Raw genomic sequence first — 16892 nt, 5'->3', positions numbered from 1 at the left:
CACTATACGGTTCCTGAAATACGGTCAACCCCAGCCCGAACCCACACGAGACGTGTGGGGGCGGTGACTTGCAGGGTGGTTGGTTGATATTTCTATAGAGTTACGGTGACCATAGCGTCGGGGAAACACCCAGTCTCCATTCCGAACCTGGAAGTTAAGCCCTTCAGCGCCGATGGTACTGCGACCGGGAGGTCGTGGGAGAGTAGGACGTCGCCGGACATTCACACTGTTAAGGGCCACCCCCAATCGGGGTGGCCCTTAGCATTTCCCCCGTTACTGCCAGACGGCGAGACGGTGACCGCTGAAGAAGTCCGTCCGGACGGTGCCGGCGGGGTTCAGCGACTGGACCTCACGATCGGACGGCTTCGCCCGCGGCCAGGCGACGGCTCCGGCGACATTCGGGTCACCAGTGCGAGCAAATGCGCTCCACCGAGCGATCAGCTCGGTCGAGAACGCTGCCTGCGCGGGACTGAGCCGGGCGAAGACGCTCAAGTCGAAGAAGTAGGCGACCTCGCTCAGGTGGTGAGAGCCCACAGGCCAGGCCGGCTCGGGCAGGCCGGCGTACCAAGGGGCTTTGCCGGCGAACTCGAAGGTGTAGGTCGGCATTCTCGAGGAGAGCAGGCGGTTCGTCTTTGCCGCCGCGACGGCCCAGCTGGAGTCGGTGAGGACTGTCGAGAGCGCGAGTCCGGCCGGCTTGATGTCGGAGTAGGCGGCACGGATCTTCTCTGCGTCAGCACCGAAGGTCTTCTCGAGCTGCTCTCGGTAGTCGGCATCCGTGGTCGGAGTGCCAGTCGCTACTTCCTGCGCGCCGATACGGCCGTGCTCTTCGTCGTGATTGATGCCGTGGAGCACCGGTACACGGTTGACGCGCCCGGTTGCCAATGCCTCCGAAGGGTGCAGCGGCAGGACCGGCCCACCCAGTACAGGGCCGAAGTGGTCGTCAGCGGTTGCGGCCAGGAGATCCTCGGTCGAGACGTCGCGCAGGCAGGCGGCCGTAGTACAGCCGAATGAGTTGGCGAGCCTTTGGCTGTAGTCGACTGCGACCGCGCGCGGGCGGGGAGCCGCGTAGTTGGATGAGGAGTACTCCTGCGTGCAAGGCCCGCTCTGGATGATCGCGCGGTGGAACAGCCCGGCCGCGGTCGGCGAGGCCAGTTGGTCGCAGACGCTGTAGGCGCCGGCCGATTCGCCCATGATCGTGACGTTGCGAGGATTCCCACCGAAGGACACGGCATTGCGCTGCACCCATCGCAGCGCGGCCTGCTGATCCTCCAACCCGAAGTTCCCGGAACCCTTGCCGAGCAGCGGGCTCGCCAGGAAGCCGAAGGCGCCGAGCCGGTACTGAACCTGTACGACGACCGCGTTGCCCTGCTTGGCCAGTCGACTGGGTCCGTAGTTGCGAGTGGCCCCGTTCGTGAAGCTGCCACCGTGAATCCACACCACCACTGGGAGTCCCCGTGCGCTGGTGGGCGTTGTCACGTCCAGATACAGACAGTCCTCGCTGGTGCTCGCCACCCCGACGGGATGCTCCCCCTGCGCACAGCTGCCGGCGTACTGCGTGGCGTCGCGCACCCCGGACCAGCGATCGGCGGGACGCGGTGATCGCCATCGCCAGTCCCCGGTGGGTGGCGCCGCGTACGGGACGCCACGGAAGGTTCGCGTGTCCTGCTCCGCCAGGCCGCGGACAGCGCCCCGATCGGTGCGGACCACGAGATGAGGATCGTTGGAAGCCGCAGGGGCGGCGACCGCGGTAGCGGCCAAGGCAAGAGCGGCGGTGGCGGAAAGAGCGGTGAAGGCGGCCAGGCCGGCAACGGCAGTGCGGGTCTTCGCGGAGAGCGACATCCATGAGCCTTCCAGATGAGCGGATCGTTGAAGCTCAATCCTGGAAGGCTGGGCCCGTCACGGCACTGGGGTCAGGACCCCGTCGAAAGGGGAGAAAACACCACTAACCGCGAAGGCGGCGGGTGAGCGCGTCGGCGGCTTGGCGGGTCCGGCGAGCCAGCAGGAAGCGTTCGCTGGCGGGGACGGCGTCGGTGCGGAAGGTGATGCTGATGGCGGCGACCGGATGGCCGGCGTGGTCGACGGCCGCGCTGGCGACGGAGGCAACGCCCGCGGTCACATGGGAGTCCTCGACCGCATAGCCCTGCCGCTTCTCGTCGGAGAGGATGCGACGCAGCTGGCTGAGCGTCTGGGGCCCCTGGTCGGTACGGCGTACGAAGGTTTCCGGGGAGGGGAACAGTGCGCGGACCTGAGCCGGTGGCAGCTCGGCCAGCAGCGCCCGGCCGGAGGCGGTCAGCGTCGCGGGCAGCCGGACACCGACATCGGTGACGAGGGTGACCGGCCGCGGTGGCTGTTCCTTCAGCAGATAGACGAGTTCGCGTCCGTGCAGTACGCCGAGATGCGCCGTCTGGCCGACCTCGGCGACCAGCTGGGCGAGCAACGGCCGGGCCAGCCGCTCGAGCGGATCGTGCCGCAGGTACGCCGAACCGATCTCGAAGGCGGCCACCCCGAGCCCGTAGCGCTTCTCCTCCGGCAGGTGCACCACGAAGCCCTCGCTGATCATTGCCTTCAGCAAGTGGTACGTCGACGAGCGTGGCAGTCCCACCGCGGAGGCGATGCGCTCCATCGGTACCGGTCCGGGCTGGGTGGCCAGGAACGTCAGCACCCGCAGCGTGCGGGTCGAGGCGGGAACGTTGCCGCTCACAACAGTGAGACTAGCGGGCCTGTCTCAGATTTCGGACGATTGACGGGCTTTGGTCCGCCCGCGCCGGATCCACAGCCGCAACCCCTCGCCGGCCAGTGCCAGCGCGAAGAGACCGGCGGCGATCTGCCAGTCGAAGTACTCGGTGCCCGACGTCAGGAAGCCGACGCCGACGGCCAGGGCCGCGAAGAGCGCGACCGAGAGGAAGAACCGGTTCACAGGTCAGAGCACCTTCTCCGCGGTCCAGGCCGCGGCTGTCAGTCGATAGCCGAGCCACTCGTTCACCGCGAGCATCGGCGCGTTGCCCGCGTCGTTCCCGGTGAACGCCCGCTCGAACCCGGCCTCCCGGCTGCGCGTCAGCGCCGCCGACTTCACCACCTTGGCCAGCCCCCGCCCCCGGTACGCCGGCACGGTCCCGGTCAGATTCGACCAGATCACCCGCCGGTCCGGGTCGGCCGTCGTCGTCACGAACGACACGACCTCCTCGCCGGCCAGCAACGCGATGCTCAGGTCGAGGCGAACGTCCGGGTGGTCCCAGTCGTGCTTCAGCCAGTCGTCGTACGGCGAGATGTGCGACAGCCCGCTCGGGTCGTCACCGGCGACGGCCACGTTGGCCTCCCACAAGCGACGGGGATCGAGCTCGGTGAAGTCGACCAGCCGCAGGTCAGCCGGCACGGGAGCCGGCTCAGGCACCGCGCTGAGTTCGGCGCAGGAGTGGCTCATCTGCCGGCCGATCTCGTAACCGCGATGAGTGGCGAACTCCTTGGAGGCGTCGTCATCCTCGACGACGACCAGGAGGCTGTGAGCGCCCGCATCGGCGGCCACCGCGGTGACCTGGTCGGTGAGCGCGCTGCCGATGCCGCGTCGCCGGTGTGACGGGGGCACTTGCACAGTGATGCGCACGCGCGGAGCCACCTCGTCCGGCGCGGGCCGGTAGATGTTCCCGTAGCCGACCACCGCGTCGTCCTCGACCGCGATCAGCACCACCCGCGTGGTGGTCTTGCGGAGCTCCGCCTCGATGCCGCGAGCGGTTTTCACCAGCTGAGGCATCGCCGCTGCCCACACCCCGGCGATTCCCACCGCGTCAGCGGGCGTCGCCGCCCGAATCCCGAACCCCATCCCAGAACCCTAATTCCCCCGCGGGGTCGCCAACCCCAACCCGCCCGTGCCACGCGCCACGCACTTTGTGCACGGCCCAGCCACTCGGGAGCGCTCCCACCTGCTTGGACGGTGCACAAAGTCGGCGTTTCAGGGGGCGGGCGCGGGGTGGAGGCGGTGGGAGATGTCTCGGATTTGAGACGGTGGAGGGGTGGCGGTGCTGTGATCGGTGGGGTGGGCGCGGTGCAATGGGCAGGTGAACAGCCAAACATCCCAGGCAGTGACAGTCGGCGTCGGGCCGCTCAGCCCGGCTGACGTCGTCGCGGTGGCGCGCTACCGGGCGCCGGTGCGGATCGACGACCAGGCCCTCGAGGAGATCGCGAAGTCGCGGACGGCCATCGAGGCGCTGGCCCATGCGGAGACCCCGCACTACGGCGTCTCCACCGGATTCGGCGCGCTCGCGACCCGGCACATCGCTCCCGAGCTGCGGGCCCAGCTGCAACGCAGTCTGGTCCGGTCGCACGCGGCCGGCTCCGGCCCCGAGGTCGAGGCCGAGGTGGTCCGGGCGCTGGCGCTGCTTCGCCTGTCGACCCTCGCGACCGGCCGGACCGGAGTGAAGGTCGCGACAGCTCAGGCGTACGCCGGGCTGCTCAATGCCCAGCTGACCCCGGTCGTGCACGAGTACGGCAGCCTCGGCTGCTCCGGTGACCTCGCGCCGCTGGCCCATGTCGCGCTCGCCGTGATGGGCGAAGGCCACGTCCGTGACGCCGACGGCAACCTGCTCGCCGCGGGCGACGCGCTCGCCCAGCACGGGCTCGAACCGGTCGTCCTCGCCGAGAAGGAAGGCCTGGCGCTGATCAACGGCACCGACGGCATGCTCGGCATGCTGGTGCTCGCCCTCGCCGACCTGGACCGGCTGCTCAAGACCGCCGACATCGCCGCCGCGATGAGCGTCGAGGGTCAGCTCGGCACCGACCGGGTCTTCGCCGAGGACCTCCAGGCACTCCGCCCGCACCCCGGGCAGGGCGCGGCCGCCGCCAACCTGCGCGCAGTACTGAATGACAGCGGGATTGTCGCGAGTCATCGCGGACCTGACTGCAACCGCGTACAGGATGCGTACTCCCTACGCTGCTCGCCGCAGGTTCACGGGGCTGCCCGCGACACCGCGAGTCATGCCGCAACTGTTGCCGGGCGTGAGCTGGCCGCCGCGATCGACAACCCGGTGGTACTCCCCGACGGACGCGTCGAGTCCAACGGCAACTTCCACGGCGCCCCCGTCGGCTACGTGCTGGACTTCCTGGCGATCGCTGTCGCGGACGTGGCCAGCATCAGCGAGCGACGGACCGACCGGTTCCTCGATGTCGCCCGCAACCATGGGCTGAACGCCTTCCTGGCCGACGATCCCGGTGTCGACTCCGGCCACATGATCGCGCAGTACACGCAGGCCGCGATCGTGTCCGAGCTGAAGCGGCTCGCCGTACCGGCCAGTGTCGACTCGATCCCGAGCAGCGCGATGCAGGAGGACCACGTCTCGATGGGCTGGTCGGCCGCACGCAAGCTGCGCAAGGCGATCGACGGCCTGGAGCAGGTGCTGGCCGTCGAGATTCTCACCGCGGCCCGGGCGCTCGACCTACGGGCACCGCTCGAGCCCTCGCCCGCCACCGCCGCAGTACTGCGAGAACTGCGGGCGCACGTCGAGGGTCCGGGCACCGACCGGCACCTCGCTCCCGAAATCGCGCACTCTGTCAGGCTTGTTGCTGACGGCACCTACTTGTCCGCTGTCCAGGCCGTCACAGGCCCACTGAACTGAGAGGCTGGATCACACATGTCCGGACCCCGACCCGTCCGCGCACCCCGCGGCACCACCCTCACCGCCCAGGGCTGGCAGCAGGAAGCCGCGCTGCGGATGCTGCAGAACAACCTCGACCCGGAGGTCGCCGAGCACCCCGACGAGCTGGTGGTCTACGGCGGTTCGGGCAAGGCGGCGCGGGACTGGAACTCGTTCGACGCGATGGTCAGAACCCTGACCACGTTGAAGAACGACGAGACCATGCTGGTGCAGTCCGGTAAGCCGGTCGGCGTGATGCAGACGCACGAGTGGGCGCCGCGGGTGCTGATCGCGAACTCCAACCTGGTCGGCGACTGGGCCACCTGGGAGGAGTTCCGCAAGCTCGAGGCGATGGGCCTGACCATGTACGGCCAGATGACGGCCGGCTCGTGGATCTACATCGGCACCCAGGGCATCCTGCAGGGCACCTACGAGACGTTCGCCGCGGTCGCCACCAAGAAGTTCGGCGGCTCGCTGGCCGGAACGATCACGCTGACCGCGGGACTCGGCGGTATGGGTGGCGCGCAGCCGCTGGCCGTGACGATGAACGACGGCGTGGCGATCTGCATCGACGTCGACTCCAGCCGGATCGACCGCCGGATCGAGCACCGGTACCTCGACGTCCGGGCGAACTCGCTCGACGAGGCGGTCCGGCTGGCCGAGGAGGCCAAGCAGGCTCGCCGGCCGCTGTCGATCGGCGTACTGGGCAATGCCGCGGTGATGGTGCCGGAGCTGCTCGCCAAGGGCGCGCCGATCGACATCGTGACCGACCAGACGTCGGCCCACGACCCGCTGATGTACCTGCCGGTCGGTGTCGACTTCGACGACTGGACCACCGCCCGGCAGAAGGACCCGGCCGGCTTCACCGAGCGCGCGCAGGAGTCGATGGCTCGCCACGTCGAGGCGATGGTGGGCTTCCAGGACGCGGGTGCCGAGGTGTTCGACTACGGCAACTCGATCCGCGACGAGGCACGCAAGGCCGGGTACCACCGGGCCTTCGACTTCCCCGGCTTCGTACCGGCGTACATCCGGCCGTTGTTCTGTGAGGGGAAGGGCCCGTTCCGGTGGGCCGCGCTGTCGGGCAACCCGGCCGACATCGCGAAGACCGACCAGGCGATCCTCGACCTGTTCCCGGACAACGAGCACCTGACCCGGTGGATCAAGATGGCCGGCGAACGCGTTGCCTTCCAGGGGTTGCCGGCCCGGATCTGCTGGCTCGGCCAGGGTGAGCGGGACAAGGCCGGCCTGCGGTTCAACGACATGGTCGCCTCGGGTGAGCTGGAGGCGCCGATCGTGATCGGGCGCGACCACCTCGACACCGGCAGCGTCGCCTCGCCGTACCGGGAGACCGAGGGAATGCTCGACGGTTCGGACGCGATCGCGGACTGGCCGTTGCTGAACGCGATGGTCAACGTCTCCAGCGGTGCTTCCTGGGTGTCGATCCACCACGGTGGCGGCGTCGGAATGGGGCGGTCGATCCACGCCGGTCAGGTATCGGTTGCCGATGGCACCGATCTCGCCCGGCAGAAACTGGAACGGGTGCTGAGCAACGATCCGGCGATGGGTGTCATCCGGCACGTGGACGCCGGCTACGAAAGAGCAGACGAAACAGCCGCCGAGCGAGGTATCAGGATCCCGATGCGGGAGAGCTGACCGCTGCACAGTGCGACCGAGGCAATCCACAGCGCTAAGGTGCACTTTCTTACGGACCGAGATCCCCGCTAATCCCGTGTTCTTGGGGGTCCGGTCCCCTAGGATCGTTCGGGCGATCTCCGACGAGCGCGAAGGGGCGCCATGATCGAGTTCGAAGACGTCACCAAGCAGTATCCCGACGGCACGGTCGCCGTCGACACGCTGAGCCTGCGGATTCCCAGCAACGAGATCACCGTGTTCGTCGGACCTTCCGGCTGCGGCAAGACGACCTCGCTGCGGATGATCAACCGGACGATCGAGCGCAGCAGCGGCCGGATCTCGATCGACGGCGAGGACATCAACGCCGGCGACCCGGTCACCCTGCGGCGCGGGATCGGCTACGTGATCCAGCACGCCGGGCTGTTCCCGCACAAGACCGTGGTCGACAACGTCGCCACCGTGCCGAAGCTGCTCGGCTGGGACAAGAAGAAGACCCGCGCCACCGCGATGGAGCTGCTCGAGCGGGTCGGCCTGGATCTCAAGCTGGCCGAGCGGTACCCGGCCCAGCTGTCCGGTGGCCAGCAGCAACGAGTCGGCGTCGCCCGGGCGCTGGCGGCCGACCCGAAGATCATGTTGATGGACGAGCCGTTCAGTGCCGTCGACCCGATCGTGCGCAACCAGCTGCAGGAGGAACTGCTCCGCCTGCAACGCGATATCGGCAAGACCATCGTGTTCGTCACGCACGACATCGACGAGGCGATCAAACTCGGTGACAACGTCGCCGTACTGCGCGTCGGCGGCAAGCTCGCCCAGTTCGCGCCACCGGCCGAGTTGCTGGCTCACCCGGCCGACGAGTTCGTCGAAAGCTTCGTGGGCAAGGACCGCGGCTATCGCGCCCTGACCTTCCTGCGGATCGACGACCTCAAGCTCGCGCCGCTGCCCAGTGAACTCGTGCTGGACGACGCGGGGAAGCCGGCCGGCTGGCGCAAGGGCTCGGGCGAGCTGCTGCCGATCGGTTCCACCTTCGACCGCACCGACTCGGTGCGGGCGGCACTGGACGCAGTACTGACGTCACCCACCGGTCAAGGAGTCTGCGTCGACGAGTCAGGCAAAGCCATCGGCGTCGTCGACCAAACCCTGCTCGCCGAAACGCTGCGTCTCCCATGACTCTACTGTTTGCCTCGCCTCCGGCTCGGCGGGTCATGGGGCTGAACTCCCGGCCTTCCCTCGTCACTCCGGTCGCTTCGCTCCCTCCATTCCTCAGTCCAGGCCGGGAGGCCCCATGACCTGGATCGGCGACAACCTGGACGTGATCTGGGCAGCGCTGCGGGAGCACCTCTATCTGTCGGTGCTACCGGTGCTGATCGGGCTGCTGATCGCGGTCCCGCTCGGCTACGTCGCCACCCGGTACGGCTGGCTGGCGAACCCGCTGATCGCGCTCGGTGGCGTGCTCTACTCCCTGCCCTCGCTCGCTCTGTTCATCGTGTTGCCGGCCGTGCTGGGCACGAAGGTGCTGTCGCCCGTCAACATCATCATCGCGCTGACGGTCTACACGGTCTCGCTGCTGATCCGGAACGTGATCGACGGGCTGCGGTCGGTGCCGCCGGAAGTCCGGCAGGCGGCGATCTCGGTCGGTTACAGCACCTACCGGCGGGTGATCGCGGTCGACCTGCCGATCGCCGTACCGGTGATCTTCGCCGGTTTGCGGGTGGTGACGGTGGCCAACATCTCGATGGTCAGCGTGGGCGCCATCATCGGCATCGGCGGCCTCGGGGAGCTGTTCACCGACGGCTTCCAGAAGAACTTCCTCACCCCGATCGTGGTCGGCATCGTGCTGTCCCTGGCGCTCGCGCTGGTGGCCGACCTGGCTATCGTCGGACTACAGCGCATTCTTACTCCGTGGGCCCGCGTGTCAACCGGGAGAGAGGCGGCCTGATGCTCCAGGGAATGCTGGACTTCCTCACCGACCCGGTCAACTGGTCCGGGACCGAAGGCATCGACAACCGGATCCTGCAGCACGTCTGGTACACCTTCCTGTCCCTCGGGCTGGCCGCGCTCGTGGCCTTCCCGGTCGGGGTGCTGATCGGCCACACCCGGCGCGGCGCCTTCCTCGCGATCAACCTGGGCAACGCCGCCCGGGCCCTGCCGACCCTCGGTCTGCTCACGCTGGTCGTGCTGCTGATGGGCCGGATCGGCCTGCTTCCGGTCCTGATCGCGCTGGTCGTACTGGGCATCCCGCCGATCCTCACCGCGACCTACGCGGGCATCGCGAACGTCGACCCGGCCACTGTCGACGCGGCCCGGGGGATGGGGATGACCGGCGGCGAGATCCTGCGCAAGGTCGAACTGCCGATCGCGCTGCCGTTGATCATCTCCGGCCTGCGCAGCGCGACCCTGCAGATCGTCTCCACCGCCACCATCGCGGCGCTCGTCGCGTTGGGCGGCCTGGGCCGGTACGTCGTCGACGGATTGTCGCTGCGGGACTTCCCGCAGATGCTGAGTGGCGCCGTCCTGGTCGCGCTGCTCGCGGTCGGCCTCGACCTCCTGTTCGCCCTGCTCGCCAGGTTGACCGTCTCCGACGGTCTGACCGGACGGGTCAGCAAAGCCCTCTCCCAGCCCACCCCGGCTCCGGCCGGTACCTGACGGACCCCTTGGAGGATCCCGTGTTTCACCGTGTAGCCACCCGCACCGCCGTCGCCGGCCTGGGGCTTCTGCTGCTCGCCGCATGCGGCGGCGGTGGCGATCCGCTCGACAGCGGCGCCGGCGGGGAGACGAAGGCCCCGGACAAGGTCACCAGCATCACCGTCGGCTCGGCCAAGTTCGGTGAGAGCGAACTGCTCGCCGAGATGTACGCCCAGGCCCTGCAGGCCAAGGGGCTGACCGTGAAGAAGCAACTCAACATCGGCCAGCGCGAGGCCTACATCGCGGCCATCAAGGACGGCTCCGTCGATGTCCTGCCCGAATACACCGGCGCCGCGCTGGAGTACTTCAAGAAGGGTGCCGAGACCGGCGACGAGAACGCGACGTACGAGTCCCTGAAGCAGGCGCTGCCGGAAGGCCTGGAGGTGCTGGAGAAGTCGCCGGCCGCCGACGAGGACACCATCGTGGTGACCAAGGCGACCGCGGACAAGCTCGGTATCAAGTCGATCGCCGACCTGAAGGGCAAGAACCTGATCGCAGGTGGCGGTGCCGAGTTCAAGATCCGCCGGTCCGGCCTGGCCGGCATGAAGGAGGAGTACGACGTCGACTTCAAGGAGTTCAAGACGCTCGACTCCGGCGGCCCGCTGAGCCTGCAGGCGCTGAAGAGCGACCAGATCCAGGTGAGCAACTTCTTCACCACCCAGTCGGTGATCAAGGAGAACAACCTGGTCATGCTGGAGGACCCGAAGAACATCCTGCCGCCGAACAACGTCGTACCGCTGGTCCGGAGCGACCACAAGGACGCGACGGTCACCGACGCTCTGAACGCGGTCTCCGCCAAGCTCACCACCGAGGAGCTGACCGACCTGGTCAAGCGCGTCGAGGTGGGTAAGGAGCGGTCCGAGGCGGTCGCCAAGGAGTGGCTGACGAAGAACAGCCTTGTCTGAGTCGTTCGAGCAGCTCTGGGCGGAGCTGGCCGCCCTCGGCAAGGATCCCTCGACCGGGGGATACCGCCGCGGTGGCTGGACGCCGTCGGAACGCGAGGCCACGCACTGGTTCACCGACCAGTGCGCGGCCCGCGGGCTGACCGTCGAGTCGGACGGGATCGGCAACCTGGTCGCCTGGTGGGAGCCGACGGCGCAGTCCGAGGGCACGCCGGGCATCGTGACCGGGAGCCATCTCGACTCGGTGATCGACGGCGGCGCCTTCGACGGCCCGCTCGGCGTGGTCTCCGCGTTGTCGGCGGTGGACCGGCTGCGGGCCGAGGGCTTCGTGCCGTCGGTACCGATCGGGATCGGCGCGTTCGTCGAGGAGGAGGGCTCACGCTTCGGGATGCCCTGTCTCGGTTCGCGGATCGCCACCGGTGTGCTCCCGCCGGAGAAGGCCCTGGCCCTGCAGGATCGCGAAGGCGTTTCCCTGTACGACGCGCTGGCGCGGGCCGGCACCGATCCGGACCGGGTCGGGCCCTCCTCGCTGCTCTCGCGGATGGCCACCTTCGTCGAGTTGCACGTCGAGCAGGGGCGCGCGCTGACCGCGCCGGTGGGAGTCGCGAGTTCGATCTGGCCACACGGGCGGTTCCGGTTCACCTTCCGCGGTGAGGCGAACCACGCCGGCACCACGCTGATGGAAGACCGGCACGACCCGATGCTGACGTACGCGATGACGGCTCTCGCCGCGAACAAGCAGGCCCGGCTGGCCGGCGCACGAGCCACCTTCGGCAGGCTCTCGGTCGAGCCGAACGGGACCAACGCCGTACCGTCTCAGGTGACCGCTTGGCTCGATGCGCGGGCCGCGTCGGCCGACGTTCTGGAGTCGTTGCTTGCGGCAATCACTCGGCAGGCGACCGAGCGGGCCGAGCGGGACGGTACGACGGTCGAGATGGTGCCGGAGTCCGTGTCGCCGATAGTGGACTTCCAACCGGGGTTGCGGGACCGGCTGAGCGCAGTACTGGATGATGCGCCGGTGTTGCCGACCGGGGCCGGGCATGATGCCGGGGTGTTCTCCGATGCGGGGATTCCGACGGCGATGCTGTTCGTGCGGAATCCGACCGGGGTTTCGCACTCGCCGGCCGAACACGCCGAGATGGACGACTGTCTGGCGGGGGTCGAGGCGCTGGCCGCAGTACTGAAGGATCTGACGCGGTGACGGCCTACTGGTGTGAGCAGGCGTTGCTGCCGTCCGGGTTGGCCTCGGGCGTGCTGGTAACCGTTGTGGACGGGCGATTCGCCTCGGTCGAGGTGGATGCAGCGCCTGGCGACGCGGTGCGGCTCAGCGGGATTGTGCTGCCTGGCTTGGCGAACTGCCACAGTCACGCGTTTCATCGCGCGTTGCGAGGGCGTACCCAGACCGAGCGTGGGACCTTCTGGACCTGGCGCGAGCAGATGTACGCCGTCGCCTCCGTGCTCACGCCGGACAGTTACTACCAGCTCGCGCGGGCCGTGTACGGCGAGATGCTGCTGGCCGGGATCACCGCGGTCGGCGAGTTCCACTACCTGCATCACGCACCGGGCGGTCGGCGCTATGACAACCGGAACGCGATGGGTGAGGCGTTGATCGCGGCGGCGCGGGATGCCGGCCTCCGGATCGCGCTACTCGACACCTGTTACGTGGCAGGCGGGATCGACCAGCCGCTGAATGAGGTGCAGCAGCGGTTCAGCGATGGCGACGCGGCCGCCTGGGCGGCGCGGGTGCTCGACCTGCGCGCTGCGGACGACGTGGTGATCGGCGCGGCCGCCCACTCGGTCCGGGGTGTGCCGCAGGATCAGCTGAGCGCAGTGGCTGCCGCACTGCCTAACGCGCCGCTGCACATCCACCTGTCCGAGCAGGTCGCGGAGAACGAGGCCTGTTTGCAGGCGTATGGCCGCACGCCTTCTCAGGTGCTCGACGAGGCAGGATTCCTCAGCGGGCGGACGAGTGCGGTGCATGCCACCCATTTGACGCCGGTGGATGTCGGGCTGTTGGGGAGCTCGGGGACGTATTCGTGTTTCTGTCCGACCACCGAACGCGATCTGGCCGACGGGATCGGCCCGTCGGTCGCTCTGCGGGAGGCTGGTTCGCCGCTGACGCTGGGGTCCGACAGCCATGCCGTGATCGACCTGTTCGAGGAAATGCGCGCGGTGGAACTGAACGAGCGCCTCGCCTCGCAGGAGCGCGGGCACTGGTCGGCGCCGGAGTTGCTTGCTGCCGGCACCGTTGTCGGGCACCGCTCGCTCGGCTTCGACGATGCGGGCCGGATCGAGGTCGGCGCGTGGGCGGACCTGGTCGCCGTACGGTCGGACAGCGTTCGTACCGCGGGCACCGGCGCGTCGGTCGAGACGGTCGTTTTCGCTGCCAGTGCGGCGGATGTGCGGGATGTAGTGGCCTCGGGCAACCATCTGGTGAGCTCGGGGGAGCACGGGAAACTTGATGTGGCGGCCGAGCTGGCCGCCTCGATCGGAGCGGTGACGTGACCTCGTTGGTGCTGACCGGGATCAGCTCGCTGGTCACGAACGATCCGAGTCACGGCTCGGTCGACGGGGCCGCGTTGGGAGAGATTCAGGACGCGGCCGTCGTGATCGAGGGGTCGCGGTTCGCCTGGGTCGGGTCGCGCCGGGACGCGCCGGCGGCGGACAGTGCGCTGGACGTCGGCGGCCGCGCGGTGATCCCCGGCTTCGTGGACTCACATTCACACCTGGTCTTCGCGGGCGACCGGGCCCAGGAGTTCGCGGCCCGGATGACTGGTACGCCGTACAGCGCGGGCGGCATCCGTACGACGGTGGCCGCGACCCGGACGGCCTCCGACGATCAGCTGACCGCCAACGTGGCCCGGTTGGTGACCGAGATGCGTCGGCAGGGCACCACCACGGTCGAGATCAAGTCGGGGTACGGGCTCACCACGTTGGACGAGTCGCGGGCACTGGCGATCGCGTCGGCCTTCACCGACGACACGACGTACCTGGGGGCCCACGTCGTACCGGCCGAGTTCGCTGAGGACCCTGCTGGGTATGTCGAGCTGGTGACCGGGCCGATGCTGGCGGCGGCTGCTCAGCACGCCAAGTGGGTGGATGTTTTTGTCGAGCGAGGTGCGTTCGACGCGGATCAGGCCCGGGCGATCCTGCTGGCCGGCGCCGCGAAAGGGCTCGGGCTGCGGGTCCACGCGAACCAGCTCGGCGAAGGGCCCGGCGTACAGCTGGCTTGTGAGCTGGGAGCCGCGGCGGCTGACCATTGCACGCATCTGTCCGATGCTGATGTGGATGCGCTGGCGGCCTCCGGGGTGGTTGCGGGGTTGCTGCCGGCTGTCGAGTTCTCCACACGGTCGCCGTACCCGGATGCGCGGCGGCTGATCGATGCCGGGGTGACGGTGGCGTTGGCGACCGACTGCAATCCGGGCTCGGGCTACTCGTCGTCGATGCCGCTGTGCATCGCGCTGGCCGTGCGGGAGATGCGGATGACTCCGGCCGAGGCGCTCTGGTCGGCGACCGCCGGCGGGGCTCGCTCGCTCCGGCGTGATGACGTCGGCCGGATCGAGCCCGGTGCGCGGGCCGACTTGGCGGTCCTGGACGCGCCGTCGTACCTGCACCTGGCCTACCGCCCCGGCGTGCCACTGGTGACACATACCTTCATCGCGGGACGGCAGGCCTAGTGCCTGAACGCCGCGAATTCCCAGCCCATCAATCAAACGCCTGCAGGCTGCCTTTCTCGCCCGCTCAGGCGGCGTCCGGCTGACACACCAGCGGGGACGGAGGTGGTTTGATGGGCTGGGGGTTCGCTTGCTCTTCTGACGGCGTCCACCACCCACCCCGGATCGAGCATCACGTCCTCCCAGGAGAAGCGGAGCAGGCGCCAGCCCCGGACGGTGAGTTGGGTGTGCCGGCGGCAGTCGCGGGCCAGGGCTGCCCGGGTCCCGTGATGCGCGAAGCTGTCGGCTTCCAGCGCGAGCTCGAGGACCGGGTCCGCGAGATCGACCCTGGCCGAGAAGGTTTCGTCCTGGATCACCCACTGGGGGACGAAGCCGTCGATTCCTGCCTCGAGCAGCACGGCGCGCAGTACGGACTCCAGCGGTGACTCCGCCCGGCCGTCGGCTGCTGCGGCCACCCGTCTTGCCCGGCCACTCCCTGGGCCAAGGAGGCCGGCCGCCGCGGCGAGCAGTTGGTCACGTTGGATTCCACCCTTGCGGAGCGCGGAGTCCGCCACGCAGAGACCGGCTGCGAACGGCAGGGTGCGGGCGCAGTCGAGGACGGTCCGCAGCTTCGTGGTCCGGCCGTCCAGAGCCGGTACGTCGTCGGCCCAGTGCAGCTTGCAGTCGATGGTGCTCGCCCGCTGGTGTTGCCCGCGTGGGACCGTCACCTGGGCGACGGCCGGCAGGTCGAGCACCTCGAACCCGTGCAGGACGGCCGCGCTGAGATGCGACACGACACCACCCTGAGCGCGGGCGGCGGCGAGCGGGTCTGCGGCCGGCGGCAGCGCGTACACGCCGCGGGCGATGCGCTGGATCGAGCCGCTCGCCAGTGCCTTCCGGATCGCCCGACCGGACGCCCCGGTCCGGAGTTGGGCGAAAGTGGTGGATCCCGCTCTTCGCCGCAGCAACTCGACGACGTCCGTCACTCCACGATGGTCGCCGATCTCGCGGTGACCCGTCGGGCGTTGTCCACAGGCACGAGCCCCCATCCCATCAATGGGCTCCCGAGCGTCGATGCCGCAGCGCGGAACGTGCGGGCTGGGTGCGCCATTGATGGGGCGGGGCCCCGGCGCTCCGGCGTACGGACCCCCATCCCATCAATGGGTCGGCGAGCGTCGGCGTCCCAGCGCGGAGTGTGGGGTTGAGCGGGCCATTGATGGGGTGGGGCTCCGCCGCCCATGACGTTGCCCGCCGTATGGACGCTCTAGCTGTGATGTCCAGGGAGGTTGGCCCGCCTTGTGGCGGTGAGTCGGTGTGACAGGTGAAGGCCTCCGGTTGTGAAGTGGAGCTGTCTAAGGAACCGCTTCACCAAACCGGAGGCCTTCGTGTCCCACGTTAACGCGACTCTGACCCCACGCACCCGGCTACGGCTGGCGCGTCTGATCGTCGATCAGGGCTGGACCTACGCCGCGGCGGCGAAAATGTTCATGGTTGCCGCCAAGACGGCGCGCAAGTGGGCCGAGCGGTACCGGGCCGAAGGGGCCGCTGGGATGGCTGACCGCAGCTCCCGCCCACACCACAGCCCCGCCAAGACACCGCCGCATCTGGTACGCCGGATCGTGCGACTGCGCTGGCGCCACCGGCTCGGCCCGGTCCAGATCGCCGGCCGGCTCGGCGTCGCGGCCTCGACCGTGCACGCCGTACTGGTCCGCTGCCGGGTCAACCGCCTGTCCCGCGTCGACCGGGTCACCGGCGAACCGCTGCGCCGCTACGAACACGACCACCCCGGCTCGCTGATACACGTCGATGTCACCAAGTTCGCCAACATCCCCGACGGCGGAGGCCACCGCTTCGTCGGCCGCCAGCAGGGCTACCAAAATCAGCTCGCCACACCCGGCCTGCCCAAGGGCAAGGACTACAAACCCCGCACCGGCAAAGCCTTCCTGCACACCGTCATCGACGACCACTCCCGCGTCGCCTACGCCGAGATCCACACCGACGAGAAAGCCGACACCGCCGCCGGAGTACTCCAGCGGGCCGTCGCCTGGTACGCCGACCACGGCGTCACCGTCGAACGCGTCCTGTCCGACAACGGGTCCTGCTACCGCTCATTCGCCTGGCGCGACACCTGCGCAGCACTCGGCATCACCCCGAAACGGACCCGGCCCTACCGGCCACAAACCAACGGCAAGATCGAACGCTTCCACCGCACCCTGGCCGACGGCTGGGCCTACGCCCGGTTCTACACCTCAACCGACCAACGCAACACAGCCCTGCCCGGCTGGCTCCACTTCTACAATACTTCTACAATCATCACCGAGCCCACTCCGCAATCGGCGGCAGGCCACCAGTCAGCCGACTGACCAACGTCCCTGGACATCACATCTAGCCCGTCAGCC

14 protein-coding genes, 1 rRNA gene and 1 pseudogene are annotated in these 16892 nt (G+C 68.8%); 11 read left to right on the top strand and 5 right to left on the bottom strand.

Annotated elements, in window-relative coordinates; translation table 11 throughout:
• The first annotated feature begins 101 nt into the window (after positions 1-101).
• Positions 102-219 (top strand): 5S ribosomal RNA (rrf, locus tag ACQPYM_RS40135).
• Between the two features lie 54 nt (positions 220-273).
• Here the strand turns inward: rrf and ACQPYM_RS40130 are convergent.
• From ACQPYM_RS40130 to ACQPYM_RS40115, 4 genes are all read right to left on the bottom strand, one after another.
• The gene (locus ACQPYM_RS40130; RefSeq protein WP_433011972.1) at positions 274-1839 is read right to left on the bottom strand and encodes a carboxylesterase/lipase family protein; all 1566 of its coding nucleotides are present in this window, start codon (positions 1837-1839) and stop codon (positions 274-276) included.
• A 103-nt stretch (positions 1840-1942) separates the two neighbouring features.
• Positions 1943-2701 (bottom strand): IclR family transcriptional regulator, encoded by a 759-nt coding sequence (locus tag ACQPYM_RS40125; protein WP_433011968.1) that lies wholly within the window; start codon positions 2699-2701, stop codon positions 1943-1945.
• A gap of 24 nt (positions 2702-2725) precedes the next feature.
• The gene (locus ACQPYM_RS40120; RefSeq protein WP_433011965.1) at positions 2726-2917 is read right to left on the bottom strand and encodes a hypothetical protein; all 192 of its coding nucleotides are present in this window, start codon (positions 2915-2917) and stop codon (positions 2726-2728) included.
• A 3-nt stretch (positions 2918-2920) separates the two neighbouring features.
• Positions 2921-3817, bottom strand: coding sequence for a GNAT family N-acetyltransferase (locus ACQPYM_RS40115; protein WP_433011962.1), 897 nt, complete (start codon positions 3815-3817; stop codon positions 2921-2923).
• Between the two features lie 235 nt (positions 3818-4052).
• On the opposite strand from ACQPYM_RS40115, the gene hutH reads away from it, so the two are divergent.
• The 9 genes from hutH to hutI all read left to right on the top strand — a co-directional run bounded on the left by hutH (position 4053) and on the right by hutI (position 14517).
• A complete protein-coding gene (gene hutH, locus ACQPYM_RS40110) occupies positions 4053-5606 on the top strand; it encodes a histidine ammonia-lyase (protein ID WP_433011959.1) in 1554 nt (517 codons plus the stop codon).
• A gap of 15 nt (positions 5607-5621) precedes the next feature.
• Entirely contained in the window at positions 5622-7277 is a 1656-nt protein-coding gene (gene hutU / locus ACQPYM_RS40105; protein WP_433011956.1) for a urocanate hydratase, read from the top strand.
• A gap of 141 nt (positions 7278-7418) precedes the next feature.
• Positions 7419-8423, top strand: coding sequence for an ABC transporter ATP-binding protein (locus ACQPYM_RS40100; RefSeq protein WP_433011953.1), 1005 nt, complete (start codon positions 7419-7421; stop codon positions 8421-8423).
• Positions 8424-8538: 115 nt separating this feature from the next.
• Positions 8539-9192: an ABC transporter permease gene (locus tag ACQPYM_RS40095; protein ID WP_433011950.1), complete on the top strand. Its 654-nt coding sequence runs from the start codon at positions 8539-8541 to the stop codon at positions 9190-9192.
• Positions 9192-9899, top strand: coding sequence for an ABC transporter permease (locus ACQPYM_RS40090; protein WP_433011947.1), 708 nt, complete (start codon positions 9192-9194; stop codon positions 9897-9899). The genes ACQPYM_RS40095 and ACQPYM_RS40090 overlap by 1 nt, the downstream gene beginning before the upstream one ends.
• Before the next feature lie 20 nt (positions 9900-9919).
• Positions 9920-10843 carry an ABC transporter substrate-binding protein gene (locus ACQPYM_RS40085; RefSeq protein WP_433011943.1) on the top strand — a complete coding sequence of 308 codons (924 nt, stop codon included), beginning with the start codon at positions 9920-9922 and terminating at the stop codon, positions 10841-10843.
• The gene (locus ACQPYM_RS40080) at positions 10836-12041 is read left to right on the top strand and encodes an allantoate amidohydrolase (protein ID WP_433011940.1); all 1206 of its coding nucleotides are present in this window, start codon (positions 10836-10838) and stop codon (positions 12039-12041) included. The genes ACQPYM_RS40085 and ACQPYM_RS40080 overlap by 8 nt, the downstream gene beginning before the upstream one ends.
• Positions 12038-13345 carry a formimidoylglutamate deiminase gene (locus ACQPYM_RS40075; RefSeq protein ID WP_433011937.1) on the top strand — a complete coding sequence of 436 codons (1308 nt, stop codon included), beginning with the start codon at positions 12038-12040 and terminating at the stop codon, positions 13343-13345. The genes ACQPYM_RS40080 and ACQPYM_RS40075 overlap by 4 nt, the downstream gene beginning before the upstream one ends.
• Positions 13342-14517, top strand: coding sequence for an imidazolonepropionase (gene hutI / locus ACQPYM_RS40070; protein ID WP_433011934.1), 1176 nt, complete (start codon positions 13342-13344; stop codon positions 14515-14517). The genes ACQPYM_RS40075 and hutI overlap by 4 nt, the downstream gene beginning before the upstream one ends.
• A gap of 32 nt (positions 14518-14549) precedes the next feature.
• Here the strand turns inward: hutI and ACQPYM_RS40065 are convergent, their stop codons facing one another.
• Positions 14550-15479 (bottom strand): type IV toxin-antitoxin system AbiEi family antitoxin domain-containing protein, encoded by a 930-nt coding sequence (locus ACQPYM_RS40065; RefSeq protein ID WP_433011931.1) that lies wholly within the window; start codon positions 15477-15479, stop codon positions 14550-14552.
• Between the two features lie 399 nt (positions 15480-15878).
• On the opposite strand from ACQPYM_RS40065, the pseudogene ACQPYM_RS40060 reads away from it, so the two are divergent.
• A pseudogene (locus ACQPYM_RS40060) lies at positions 15879-16882 on the top strand (IS481 family transposase).
• The last annotated feature ends 10 nt before the right edge of the window (positions 16883-16892 follow it).

Origin of the sequence: Kribbella sp. CA-294648, assembly GCF_050943845.1 — a bacterium.
In the GTDB taxonomy this organism is placed as follows: domain Bacteria; phylum Actinomycetota; class Actinomycetes; order Propionibacteriales; family Kribbellaceae; genus Kribbella.
The sequence above is the reverse complement of the archived record's forward strand: the minus strand, read 5'-3'. Positions and strand labels throughout refer to the sequence as shown.

Excerpts from the sequence above, each read along its gene's own strand:
- ACQPYM_RS40130 (WP_433011972.1), bottom strand. The coding sequence starts at position 1,839 with ATGTCGCTCTCCGCGAAGACCCGCACTGCCGTTGCCGGCCTGGCCGCC.
- ACQPYM_RS40115 (WP_433011962.1), bottom strand. The coding sequence starts at position 3,817 with ATGGGGTTCGGGATTCGGGCGGCGACGCCCGCTGACGCGGTGGGAATC.
- hutU (WP_433011956.1), top strand. The coding sequence starts at position 5,622 with ATGTCCGGACCCCGACCCGTCCGCGCACCCCGCGGCACCACCCTCACC.
- ACQPYM_RS40095 (WP_433011950.1), top strand. The coding sequence starts at position 8,539 with ATGACCTGGATCGGCGACAACCTGGACGTGATCTGGGCAGCGCTGCGG.
- ACQPYM_RS40090 (WP_433011947.1), top strand. The coding sequence starts at position 9,192 with ATGCTCCAGGGAATGCTGGACTTCCTCACCGACCCGGTCAACTGGTCC.
- ACQPYM_RS40100 (WP_433011953.1), top strand. The coding sequence starts at position 7,419 with ATGATCGAGTTCGAAGACGTCACCAAGCAGTATCCCGACGGCACGGTC.